General features: G+C 42.3%; 13 protein-coding genes and 2 tRNA genes. 12 read left to right on the top strand and 3 right to left on the bottom strand.

Annotated features, from left to right (window positions below):
- Positions 1 to 187: 187 nt before the first annotated feature.
- Positions 188 to 1,252, bottom strand: coding sequence for a mannose-1-phosphate guanylyltransferase (locus AC5RDS_RS10720; RefSeq protein ID WP_013613492.1), 1,065 nt, complete (start codon positions 1,250 to 1,252; stop codon positions 188 to 190).
- A 230-nt stretch (positions 1,253 to 1,482) separates the two neighbouring features.
- Between AC5RDS_RS10720 and AC5RDS_RS10715 the strand changes: the two genes are divergently transcribed.
- Genes AC5RDS_RS10715 through AC5RDS_RS10700 form a run of 4 tightly spaced genes read left to right on the top strand, consistent with a single transcriptional unit; the run spans position 1,483 to position 4,154 of the window.
- Positions 1,483 to 2,220 carry an MlaE family ABC transporter permease gene (locus AC5RDS_RS10715; RefSeq protein WP_013613493.1) on the top strand — a complete coding sequence of 246 codons (738 nt, stop codon included), beginning with the start codon at positions 1,483 to 1,485 and terminating at the stop codon, positions 2,218 to 2,220.
- Positions 2,220 to 2,972, top strand: a complete 753-nt coding sequence (locus tag AC5RDS_RS10710) for an ABC transporter ATP-binding protein (RefSeq protein ID WP_013613494.1) — start codon at positions 2,220 to 2,222, stop codon at positions 2,970 to 2,972. Before AC5RDS_RS10715 ends, AC5RDS_RS10710 begins: the two co-directional genes overlap by 1 nt.
- On the top strand, positions 2,969 to 3,811 hold the full coding sequence (locus tag AC5RDS_RS10705) for a DUF4296 domain-containing protein (protein WP_118113301.1): 843 nt from the start codon (positions 2,969 to 2,971) through the stop codon (positions 3,809 to 3,811). Before AC5RDS_RS10710 ends, AC5RDS_RS10705 begins: the two co-directional genes overlap by 4 nt.
- A gap of 10 nt (positions 3,812 to 3,821) precedes the next feature.
- Positions 3,822 to 4,154 carry a hypothetical protein gene (locus AC5RDS_RS10700; RefSeq protein WP_013613496.1) on the top strand — a complete coding sequence of 111 codons (333 nt, stop codon included), beginning with the start codon at positions 3,822 to 3,824 and terminating at the stop codon, positions 4,152 to 4,154.
- A gap of 74 nt (positions 4,155 to 4,228) precedes the next feature.
- Here the strand turns inward: AC5RDS_RS10700 and AC5RDS_RS10695 are convergent, their stop codons facing one another.
- Together AC5RDS_RS10695 and AC5RDS_RS10690 are read right to left on the bottom strand one after the other, a co-directional pair.
- Complete coding sequence (locus AC5RDS_RS10695; RefSeq protein ID WP_202194803.1) at positions 4,229 to 5,755, bottom strand: PspC domain-containing protein; 1,527 nt, start codon at positions 5,753 to 5,755, stop codon at positions 4,229 to 4,231.
- A gap of 8 nt (positions 5,756 to 5,763) precedes the next feature.
- Positions 5,764 to 6,102 (bottom strand): PadR family transcriptional regulator, encoded by a 339-nt coding sequence (locus tag AC5RDS_RS10690; protein ID WP_041557024.1) that lies wholly within the window; start codon positions 6,100 to 6,102, stop codon positions 5,764 to 5,766.
- Positions 6,103 to 6,398: 296 nt separating this feature from the next.
- Between AC5RDS_RS10690 and gpmI the strand changes: the two genes are divergently transcribed.
- From gpmI to AC5RDS_RS10650, 8 genes are all read left to right on the top strand, one after another.
- The gene (gene gpmI, locus AC5RDS_RS10685) at positions 6,399 to 7,919 is read left to right on the top strand and encodes a 2,3-bisphosphoglycerate-independent phosphoglycerate mutase (RefSeq protein ID WP_013613499.1); all 1,521 of its coding nucleotides are present in this window, start codon (positions 6,399 to 6,401) and stop codon (positions 7,917 to 7,919) included.
- Positions 7,920 to 8,014: 95 nt separating this feature from the next.
- The gene (locus tag AC5RDS_RS10680) at positions 8,015 to 8,605 is read left to right on the top strand and encodes a DUF3109 family protein (protein WP_118108461.1); all 591 of its coding nucleotides are present in this window, start codon (positions 8,015 to 8,017) and stop codon (positions 8,603 to 8,605) included.
- 124 nt (positions 8,606 to 8,729) lie between these two features.
- Positions 8,730 to 8,805, top strand: a tRNA-His gene (locus AC5RDS_RS10675).
- A gap of 496 nt (positions 8,806 to 9,301) precedes the next feature.
- Positions 9,302 to 9,496: a glycoside hydrolase domain-containing protein gene (locus tag AC5RDS_RS10670; RefSeq protein ID WP_353955695.1), complete on the top strand. Its 195-nt coding sequence runs from the start codon at positions 9,302 to 9,304 to the stop codon at positions 9,494 to 9,496.
- A 54-nt stretch (positions 9,497 to 9,550) separates the two neighbouring features.
- Entirely contained in the window at positions 9,551 to 9,697 is a 147-nt protein-coding gene (locus AC5RDS_RS10665) for a glycoside hydrolase domain-containing protein (RefSeq protein WP_118104868.1), read from the top strand.
- Positions 9,698 to 9,928: 231 nt separating this feature from the next.
- Positions 9,929 to 10,002 (top strand) — tRNA-Pro (locus AC5RDS_RS10660).
- Positions 10,003 to 10,104: 102 nt separating this feature from the next.
- Positions 10,105 to 10,365, top strand: coding sequence for an Arm DNA-binding domain-containing protein (locus tag AC5RDS_RS10655; RefSeq protein WP_071823586.1), 261 nt, complete (start codon positions 10,105 to 10,107; stop codon positions 10,363 to 10,365).
- Positions 10,366 to 10,808: 443 nt separating this feature from the next.
- Positions 10,809 to 11,972, top strand: a complete 1,164-nt coding sequence (locus tag AC5RDS_RS10650) for an IS256 family transposase (RefSeq protein WP_172720686.1) — start codon at positions 10,809 to 10,811, stop codon at positions 11,970 to 11,972.
- Positions 11,973 to 12,083 lie beyond the last annotated feature (111 nt).

Genomic DNA, 12,083 nt, shown 5'->3' with positions numbered 1-12,083 from the left:
TGCGGGGGAATACCTAAAGATACAAAAAAGCCAACTAATTCGCAACATTTTATGTATGAATTAGTTGGCTGATTTTATAGTATTTACTGAATGTCCCTAGGTAAATGAACTCAGATCGGTGAAGCTGATAGGCTGATTCATTAGGATCGGATGCTGGCTTCACCGATCTGAGTTTAAGTGGTCACCCTCATTTTTTATGGCGGAAAAACTTTTCGAAGCGTTTGATTTTATCTTCGTCTTTGCGGTGACAAATCATCAGGTAGTTGTCTTTTTCAGCAATGATCAGGTTATCGACGCCCTGAACGACGACATTTTTTCGGGGAGGAACGTTCACAATACAGTCGTTCGAATCGTTAAGCACCACTTTATCCGAATTGGTGACATTGTTGTGGTCGTCTTTATCACAAAGGGCGTGAAAAGCATGCCAGGTACCGACGTCCGACCAGCCGAAATTCCCTTTTAATACATAAACATGTTGTGATTTTTCCATAATACCGACATCGATCGATACATTGTGGCATTGCCCGTATACACTCTTGATGAAAGCAGGTTCGGCCGGGGTATTCAGTTTACATTCCGTATTGAAAAGGGCGTGCAGATCGAACATATGGGTCTTGAATTCCTGGATGATATCCTGAACACTCCAGATAAAAATACCTGCATTCCACAAAAACTCATCGGAATCGAAAAACATATTGGCCAGTTCTTGGTTGGGCTTTTCGGTGAAAGTCTTGACCTGTGATATTTTTTGTGTATTGTCTTTCGATTTCACCTGAATGTATCCGTATTCTGTCTCGGCACGTGTAGGAGTGATGCCGATCGTGAGCAGTCCCTTTTGTTTCTCGATAAAAGATAACCCCTCCTGGATGTCGTTCAAATAAGCCTGATCGTTGCTGATAAAATGGTCGGAAGGGATAGTGACGATATACGCATCCGGATTCAGACCTTTGATTTTATAAGCGGCATAAGCGATACAAGGGGCGGTGTTTCTGACATAAGGTTCCTTCAATATATTGGAATCCGGTATTTCCGGGAGTTGTCTTTTGATGATATCTTCATATTCTTCTCCGGTGATGATAAAAATACGATGATTGGGGAAAATCTGGGAAATACGTTCGTAAGTTTGACGGATAAAGCTCTTTCCACAGTGCAGGATATCAGAAAATTGTTTGGGACAACGGCGGTTACTTACCGGCCAGAAACGGTTTCCGATACCCCCGGCCATAATTAAGCAGTAGGAATTTGGATTCATTCGTAGTTGTATATTTAAAGTTCCTCTTTTTAAAATAGCTTTCAAATAATATACCAAATATACTACTTTTTTCAGAATCCTGAAATTATTCCGCCGATTCCCCTTGATATAGATTTTATTCCCTGCCGCAGTACCGGATTTGAGCCGATTTAGGAACTTTATGAGAGTAGGAACGCGTAAATCCATGAATAATTTATATTTTTACCTTGTTTTTCTTAACCGACAGGAATATGAAGTTTTTATATAAGCTGGGTAGCTATCTTATTTTTATTAGAAAAGCCTTTTCCCGTCCGGAAAAAAGAAGTGTCTATACTAAAGAAGTAATAGTTGAATTTGAAAAGTTAGGCTTGAATTCAATTGTCTTAGTAGTGATTATTTCTTTTTTTATCGGAGCGGTGCTGACTTTGCAGACTGCTTATAATATGCAGAGTCCCTTATTGCCCCGGTATTTGATCGGTTACCTGACCCGGGAAACGATGTTGCTGGAATTTTCATCGACGATCGTCAGCTTGATTTTAGCCGGTAAAATCGGTAGTAATATCGCTTCCGAGATCGGGAGTATGAGGATTACCGAGCAGATAGAAGCTTTGGAAACCATGGGAGTCAATTCGGTTTCTTATTTGGTGGGACCGAAGATCTTAGCTTCTCTGGTGATTAATCCGATCCTTTATATCTTCAGTGTTTTTATCGGTATTTTAGGGGGAATCATTTCCGGATTGATCAGTGGAGTTGTCAATTTTGAAGATTTTGTTTATGGCCTTCATTTTTCCTTCAATCCTTACTATGTGACCTATTCGATCGTAAAGACCTTGTTCTTTGCTTTTATATTTACCTCAATCCCTGCTTTTTATGGATATTACGTCCAGGGGGGAGCCCGGGAAGTCGGTAAAGCCGGGACGAAAGCTGTGGTCGATAGTAGTATCGCTATATTGACCGCTAACCTGGTATTAACTCAAATTATGCTGTAATGATACGTGTTGAAGCTTTGGGTAAATCTTTCGATAATAAGAAGGTATTATCGGACATCGATATCACTTTCGAAGCCGGTAAAGTGAATCTGATCATCGGGAAAAGTGGGTCCGGTAAAACGGTCTTGCTGAAATCCCTGATCGGCTTGCATTCGGTTACGACCGGTCATATTTATTACGGTGACCGCGATTTGACGACGATGAATTCCAAACAACTCAAATCTTTGCGGGAAGAAATCGGAGTGGTGTTTCAGGGAGGGGCTTTGTTCGATTCACAAACGGTATTGGAAAATGTGATGTTTCCCCTCAACCTGTTTTCCGATCTTTCCTACGAGGAGAAAAGAGAACGGGCACTCTTTTGCCTGCATCGGGTGGAACTGAATAAAGCCGAAGATCTGTATCCCTCGGAGATCAGTGGAGGTATGAAAAAACGGGTGGCTATCGCCCGGGCTATTGTCCTGCAGCCGAAATTTTTGTTCTGTGACGAGCCTAACTCGGGTTTGGACCCTTTGACTTCTATCGTTATCGATAATTTGATCAGCGAGCTTACCCATGAATATAATATGACGACGGTCGTCAATACACACGATATGAATTCTGTTTTCGAAATCGGGGAAAAAATCGTGTTTATTCACGAAGGACGTAAGGAATGGGAAGGTTCGAAAGAGCAAATTGCACATACGGATAATCCGTATCTGAATGAATTTATTTTTTCTTCTCAGTTGTTTAAGCTTATAAAAAAAGATTTATGATATCATTTATCCGGAAAGGAATACTAATCATCATGGCGTGTGTGGGGGGAGTCATTGGAGGTTGTGAATCTAAAAAGGTACCTTTGAATAAAGAGCAGTTCACAAACCTGCTGATCGATTTGCATAAAGTCGACGGAACCTTGTCGGTGTACCGGGGAATAGGGCAGGGATACAATGAACTGAAAAATTATGAATATTACAACGATGTATTCCGGAAATACCATATCGACAAAGCGGAATTCGACTCTTGTTTATATTATTATTCGGCTCAGACGGTCCTGTTTTCGAAGATGTATGACGTGGTTATCGATAGTATACACCGGCAACTCACAGCTATTGAAAAAGTGCTCAATGAGTTGAAGTCGAAAGATTCTGTCAACTATTTCCCGTTGGTGGATACCTTAAAATTGGATAGTGTTTTCACGATAACCGTCGATAGTATTGTTCCGGGATTATATAAATTCGGAACGACGATTCATTTCGATTCTCTCCAGAATACCCAAAACCGGCGGATTCGCTCGTATTTTCTTTCTGCTGACGGTAACGATACTTTACGGGTGAGAGATCTGGTGGTCGATTTCGATACGTTAAAACGTAGTTACAATTGGTCGCAATATGCCGATTCGGTGTATAACCGGCTGGTGATTACTTTCCTGGATACGATGCCTCCGGCAAAATATATCAAACCGGTGAAAGGTAAAAAAACTCCTCCTGCTAAAAAGGAAAAATTGGTAAAATTGGACGAAATGGGAGGGGAAGCCTGGGGTACTTATCTTTATCGGCCTTATGTTTCCCGGGAAACGGAGAAAAGGCTGAAACAAAGTTTGCGAAGACGATAAACACCGTTTGATGAGAAAGATTGCTGCTAATTATATCTGTTTACCGGGATTTCCATTGGTGAAAAATGGATATGTGATTCTTGAACAAGGACGGGTGAAAGATGTGGTCGATACAGGAGGACGAATTCGTGAAATACAAGGGTTGGAGTTTTATGGTGGATTGATTGTGGCGGCTTATGTGGCGGCTTATCAGGGAAGACTCGAAGAAGGAGATTTGCTTTTACCCTGGTTGGACGAAATCTACCGTCGGGGAGGAAAAGAGTATCAGGGAGTGGGAATTTGGGAAGGTGCCGATTTATTGAAGCTAACCTGGACAAACAAGACGAAATTTCGTTTATTATAAATGAGGGGCCGAAAGTCGGTTTCCGGACTTTTGGATCCCCCCATTCATCGGTTAAAATCAGTGAGAAAATTATTTCATTTCACTATCTCCAACAGTCCGTTTTTCATGACAGTGGTATAGTTTTTCTTATATCCCTGGAAAGGAATACAGGAATGAATGATATTATTTCTTATTTTATTACTTCCCTGGATGACCAGGGTATCTCCTTCAGGAATCCGGATAGTGACCTCTACTTCCTGCCCTTTCCAATGAGGGGGTTGTATTTTGAAATAATTGTCCAGGGTCAGTTCGTTTCCATTTTGTTCCCAATGGTATCGGATGGTATTCAATGGCCTGAAATGATCCGGGGTACGGATACCTCTGATTTTTTTCTGAATCGTCAGGGAAGGCCGGGAAAAAGTACTTGGAGTCGCACGGATAAAAGTTTTGAGATAGATTTCTTTGGGAGGAATACTGTCGAATGCCAGTATATTTGCAAAATATCTGTTCGTATGGATGATGTTACTATTCTCGCTGACCTGAGGCAGATCATCGATCTTCAGCAGGTATTTATGCGAGGTCGTGTCGGTAGTGATAAAAGGATGTCCCTCCGTTTCTTCTGTGACATCACTATAGCTCAGACTTTGCTGTATCGTGATGATGATACCTGCGAATCCGGCAAGAAACCAGCAACCGATTGCCGTTAGAAGGAAAATCTTATTCCAGTTGAACTGGAATAGATAACGGGCCGAGATATAGATGATCAGTAATAAAGGGATATTCAGGGTGAGTAAAAGGATGATTTTCAAAGTCAGTAATAGCTCTGACGATATGGAGCTGCATAGAATATGATAAATGCTGAAATTTGTAACGCTTTCGGGATACAGCAGACACCAGAAAACCAGGATAAACAGAAAGGTTCCTGCCAGCAATCCCACGACAGACAACACACTGAACACGATCTTAAGGCATTTCCTTAAAATAGTGTTCAGTTTCTGAAAACAGGTTTTAGCACCGTTTTCTATTCCGGTGAAGAATTTTTGAATACCGGAGTTTTTTTTTAGATCATCATAGGTATCCCGGATATTTTTCTCGATATTGGAAACATTGATTTTTTCTCCTTTCATTTCCATTTTTTGCCTGGCGGTCACAGCTGCAGGTGTGGCGATCCAAAGGATAATATAAACTAGGATCGTTACTCCGTAGAAAAACGCTAACAAGACAAAAGCAATTCTTATCCATACCACCGAAATATCGAAATAAGCTGCTATTCCTGAAGCTACGCCCCCCAGAACAGATTCGTCGGTATCCCGGTATAGTTTCCGTTTTATCGGTTCTGTGCTCTTGTCCGTATCTTCGTCGATGATTACGTCAGGACTACCCATGATCCGAATGATTTGGTCGATATCTTCCATGGTAACCACTTGTTTGTATCCTTTACCGAGCGCTTCTTTCAGTAATTCGGCGATCCGGCTTTCGATATCGGCCATGATTTCCCGGCCGTCTTCTTCTTTCAGATAATGACTTTCCAGGGTGTCTATATAAGATTGGAGTTTCAGACAAGCATCGTCGTCGATACAAAATATCTGACCGTTGAGATTGATGTTATATGTTTTTTTCATGATGTTTGTTATTGAGGTGTATGTGGTGCTTTTAGGATTTCGATAGCTGTCGTCAGTTCTTCCCACGAAGTTTCCAGGGCTTGCAGGAATTGACGTCCTTGTTCGGTGATGTTGTAATATTTCCGGGGAGGGCCCTGTGTCGATTCTTCCCAGCGATAGGCCAGCAATCCGGTATTCTTTAATCGGGTGAGCAGAGGATAAACGGTACCTTCTACCACCAGCATTTTCGAAGCTCTCAGCTTATTGATGATGTCCTGGACGTAGGCGTCGTTCCGGGCGATGATCAGTAAAATGCAGTACTCGAGTATCCCCTTCCGCATTTGAGCCTGTGTGTTTTCTATGTTCATAAGCGCCTCTTCTTTGGTTTTACGGAACAAATATATGGATTAATATAGTATTATGCAATACATAGTACTAAATTTTTTATAAATATTTGTTTGGGATAGTACCTTACAAAGATTAGGACGTTTTTGAGTATAAACCGTTTGAAAAAATTTGAATTGCCAGAGTGACGATAAAAACGTTTCCGTAAAAATTATTCCGCTAAAAATCGGTACTTTCGGGAGAAAGTCGGGATAATAAATTAACTTTGTAAACAAATGATTGTAGTGATTTTAAGCAATAACAATAAATAAAAACAGATATGAATAAAGTATTATTGATGATTTTAGACGGTTGGGGAATCGGGAAGCATGATAAGACGGATGCTATTTTTAATACCCCGACTCCTTTTATGAATTCATTGTCGGAAAAATATCCGCATGCTCAATTACTGACTTGTGGAGAAAATGTCGGTTTGCCGGATGGCCAGATGGGTAATTCTGAAGTCGGCCATTTGAATATCGGTGCCGGACGGGTGGTGAATCAGGATTTGGTACGGATCAACAAAGCGTGCCGGGATAATTCGATTATGCAGAATCCCGAGATTGTGAAGGCTTTTACTTATGCCCGTGACAATAAAAAACAAGTACATTTTATGGGCTTGGTATCGGATGGTGGAGTACATAGCTCTTTGGAGCATCTGAAGAAACTATGTGATGTATCTAAAGAATTTGGAATAGCCAAAACTTTTGTTCACTGTTTTATGGATGGCCGGGATACCGATCCGAAAAGCGGACTGGGATTCATAAGAGAATTGAAGGCTCATATGGACAAATCGACCGGACGGATCGCTTCTGTCATCGGTCGTTATTATGCTATGGATCGGGATAATCGTTGGGAGCGTGTAAAGGAAGCCTATGATTTGATTGTGAATGGAATCGGTACTCCTACGCAGCATGTGGAGGTAAGTATCCAACAGTCTTATGACGAAGGGATTACCGACGAATTTATCAAACCGATCGTACATGTCGGAAGCGACCGTCGTCCTGTGGGTGTGATCGAACCGGGTGATATGGTGATTTTTTTCAACTATCGTAACGACCGCGCTAAAGAATTGACTATTGCTTTGACCCAACGGGATATCCCCGAACAGCAGATGAAGAAGATGCCTTTGTATTATTGTTGCATGACTCCTTACGACGCTACTTTTGAAGGTCTGCATATTCTGTTTAATAAAGAGAATGTAGAGAATACCTTGGGAGAGGTGATCAGTAAGGCCGGTTTGAAACAGTTGCGGATTGCCGAGACAGAGAAATATGCTCATGTGACTTTCTTCTTCAACGGAGGACGTGAAGCGCAGTTTGAAGGCGAAAGCCGGATTTTGGTGCCTTCCCCGAAAGTGGCTACCTATGATTTACAACCCGAGATGTCGGCTCCTGAAGTGGCGGAAAAATTAGTAGAGCAATTGAATGCCAAATCAGCTGATTTTGTCTGCCTGAATTTCGCTAACGGAGATATGGTGGGACATACCGGTGTGTATGCAGCGATCCAAAAGGCAGTAGCAACGGTCGACCGTTGCGTCGAAAAGGTCGTGACTGCCGCTCAGGCCAATGGTTACGATGTATTGATTATTGCCGATCACGGAAATGCCGACAATGCTGTCAATCCCGACGGTACTCCGAATACGGCTCATTCGCTGAATCCGGTGCCTTGCATTTGGGTGACCGACGAAAAGGGAAAGGCTTTGAATAACGGTGTTTTGGCTGATGTCGCTCCAACCATCCTGCAGATTATGGGAATTGCCCAGCCTGCAGAAATGACCGGAAAAAGCTTGATAAAATAACAGGGATAAATGGTTTATAAAGTCTGTAAAGTTTGTAAACTTTGCGGACTTTATGAATATTATAAATAAAACCATATAGTTGTCGGTTTTCGACTATGATACAGATAGAGGATACAATCGTAAGTTTCGATATTTTTGTAAAAAAGTTTTGTTGTGATTTAGCGCAGTGCAGGGGAATTTGTTGTGTCGAAGGAGATTCGGGGGCCCCTTTGGAAGAGGATGAGCCGGTGCGGATCGAGACGAACTATGAAAATATCCGGGCTTATATGAAACCCGAAGGGATTGCAGCTGTTAAGGAACAAGGTTTCTCGGTGATCGATCAGGATGGGGATTTGGTGACCCCATTGATTCAAGGGGGAGAATGTGCTTATGCCATAGAAGAAAAAGGAAGTTGTTGGTGTGCGATCGAAAAAGCCTGGTCTGAAGGGAAGTGTGATTTTCGTAAACCGATTTCTTGTCATTTATATCCGATCCGGGTGACAAAATACGAAGGATTTGAAGCGCTGAATTACAACCGTTGGGATATTTGCGGATGTGCCCGGCTAAAAGGTGAGCAAGCAGGTATGCCGTTGTATCGTTTTTTAAAACAGGCTTTGATCGCTCGGTATGGTGAAGAATGGTACGAGCAGTTGGAGTATGCCGCCCGTGAGATTGAAACTGGAAATATAGAAATCCCTCCTCGGTAAATACTTGAATGCAAGTTTATTGTTTTGGATGGAACGACTAAAACTGAATTTTAGACATTTTTTTTTGATATTTTGTTTGCAGAATAACAGATTCTCCTTATCTTTGCAAGCGCAAAAGCAAAATGGTGGATGTAGCTCAGTCGGTTAGAGCGTCGGATTGTGGTTCCGAAGGTCGTCGGTTCGAGCCCGATCTTCCACCCTTTAACCACAAAGCAGTTATTCGAAAGATAACTGCTTTGTGGTTTTCAGCTTATCCGGATTAAGGAACTCCGAACAACGTGTAGAAAAGGTTAATGACCATACGATACAGGGATGGATGCGTTGTACTCCTGATGGAAAGGAATCCGTGGTTTCTATGCCCGGAAAGTAGCGGAGTATTGCGAGAATTCGATGAAAAAATTCGGAAACGGGGAACAAGGATTCGTATCCGGGAATTTATCCGAACCCCTGGAATAGGCTTATTTAGATTGGAGTACGGGTAAGTTATGGGAGAGTCTGGGAGACCAGGATAAAGCCCGGGCCTATATCGGAAAAGTCAGGCTTACCGGAATGTCTGGAAGTCCGAAGTGCGCTGATTTCAGGCCCGTCAGAATAAAGATCGATGACTGAACTGGCAGGGAAAAACGGTAGGGACAAGGTTGTGTCGAGAGTAATCCGTTTCAGCAAGGTTGGTTTGTGCCTCACGATATCGAGGGTATGAAGGCATTGAGGGGAGAGGTTTTCTTTATTCAGGAATTGGAACTTTTCTTCGACCGTACGACGAAGGATTTTCTGTGGAGTGATTACTATAATCATCCCAACGAACCCGATCATCATGTGCCTTTTTTATTTAACTATTCTTCAAAACCCTATACGAACCGACCAGTCCTGTCTTCAATGAAGCTGTGCTGAAACTCGATCCGAAATTTTATCCCGGCAAGAAGTTTATGGTAAAGGCCCTGAACAATTCCCCCCGAAAATGTCTATATCCAAAAGATCTGGCTGAATGGCAAACCGCTCGACCGATTGTGGATTTCCCATGACGAAATCATCTCCGGTGGCGAATTGGTATTTGAATTGGGTGATACCCCCAATAAGTCCTTAGGTCTATAAAATAAGAAGAGCTGTTCTGAGTCGGAGCAGCTCTTTCTTTTAAGAAAAGACTACAGATTGGATTATATATTTGGTTATAGCAAATAAAACCAAAGTTTGTGACGATCCGGTGACGAAACCGTGAAAAAATAGTTACATCTTTTCTGATCCCCCCCTCTATCCTTGTAAATAAATCTCCCTAAACCGTTGTTTTTTCAATTTCAATGATTACCTTTGCATCCGAATTCAAAACGGGGCGTAGCGCAGTCCGGTAGCGCATCTGCTTTGGGAGCAGAGGGTCGCAGGTTCGAATCCTGTCACCCCGACAGAAAATGAGACAGTTACGAAAGTAGCTGTTTTTTTATTGTCGTGATTTTTGGGTGAAATGGGTGGTTTTCGTCAACCAGAACGTCAACCAGAAATTTAGTATGAATGCTTCTGTATCAGTGGTTTGTTACAAATCTAAGGTGCTTTCTAATGGAAAATCCCCTTTAATGCTTCGGGTTACAAAAGATAGAAAACCAAAGTATGTAAGTTTGGGTATATTTGCTAGCATTTTGAAGAATACAGGTGTTAATATAGCTCTAATCTCCCAAGCATTAGGACACCAAGATATAAAGACAACAGAAATATATCTTAGTAAGTTTGATGATAAGCAAATGGATGAAATTATGAGTAATTTACTTTAGTTGCATCTAAAGTTGATAAATTTAGTAAGGTGAATTTTAGCCAGAATGGTATATAACAATGTATCTTCTGGCTATAGGTTTCCTAACTACTAGATCTGTGTAAAAAATCTCAATAAACAAACTTGTATGATTTAGAATCTATTTTATGTCAATATTAGTTATTAGAATACTATTTATATAAAGAAAAGGGGAAAAATATCGCAGTTATAAATATTTATTACCTTTATATTTCTAACGATATGTATGTAATAATAAAGATTCATCTATGGCATAATAGAGATTAGTATGCATTTTGTTTAAAAAAAATAAAAGGAATAGATATACTTGAAGTTGCTCAAAGGGATACTGTTTCAAGTAGTGTGTCTGGGTTGAGATAATAAAAAGTCTACAGATTTTTTAGATTTGTAAAAGGAAAACAACAAAACTAAAAAAACAGTAGACTTATGGATTTGACAAAGGAACAACTTTCCGAGCTTATATGCAAGCATTCGGAGCGAGAAAATGGACTTCATGACTTACTGGAGATAATGTTGGAGAGCATTATGGTGTCAGAACGTCGCGAATATCTCCGAGAAGAGGGTCTGCGCGGCACCAAAGGTAACGGTTATCGTCCAGGCAGGACATACGGAATGGGTCGTACTCTGACCTTCCGTATTCCGAGGGACAGGTACGGAAACTTCCATCCTCGAATATTGGCTGTTCTTCGGGACCAGGAGGATGAATGTGAGCGTCTTGCGGGCACTCTTTATACGAAAGGCCTGACGCAGGAGCAGGTCGGTGAGGTGTTCGCTGACATCTACGGTGAACATTACATCAAGGCGAGCATATCAAGGATGCTGGATTATCTGCGCGAGGATGTATCCCAGTGGCTGTCAAGGTCTCTGGAATCATATTATCCAATAGTGTTCATTGACTGTGTCCATATAAAGATCCACCGCAAGCGCAGCGTAGATACGGAGGCATTCTATGTCATCCTTTCCGTTAAGGAAGACAAGACGCGGGAGGTGTTGGGCATATACAACAAGCCGACGGAGAGTGCCACGGGCTGGGGTGAGATGCTGCAAGACCTGTATGAACGTGGAGTGGGCAAGGTCGGTCTGATATGCGCTGACGGTCTGAAAGGGCTGGAGGATGTCATCTGTGAGGTCTTCCCCGGCACGAAGCTCCAGAGATGCACCACGCACCTCAAACGCAACATAGTAAGTGACGTGCGCAACGGGGACAAGGGAGAGGTGGCGGATGACCTGCGGCAGGTGTTCCGGACCGGGGACAGGAACTACACGGTCGAGAAAGCCTGGGGAGAATGGCAGGCATTCTGCGAGAAGTGGGGAAAGTATTACCGTGGCATCAGGAAACGCGGACAGGATCCCTCCTACAAGGCATACTTCACGTATCTGAACTACGACCACCGCATCCAGCCGATGATATACACGACTAACTGGATAGAGAGACTCCAGAAGGACTTCCGGAGGGTGACGAGGATGCGCGGGGCGATGCCAAACGAAGAGTCTGTACTGCTGCTTATGGGCAAGACCGCCATGGACAAAAAGTCATACCTGAGGCAGGTGCCGAGAATCGATCTCGACAAGACCCTATTCCCTGACTGATGAAAACGGCGGAAGAGGGTGTCCAAAAAGGCAAAATACCCCCTTGTAGAATCGGATATTTGATTTCAGTCTCCAATAGGGATACGAATAAATCGAGGGTGCCAAATACTT

Source organism: Odoribacter sp., from assembly GCF_985060555.1.
Note: the sequence above shows the minus strand (reverse complement) of the source record. Positions and strands in the feature narration are given on the sequence as shown.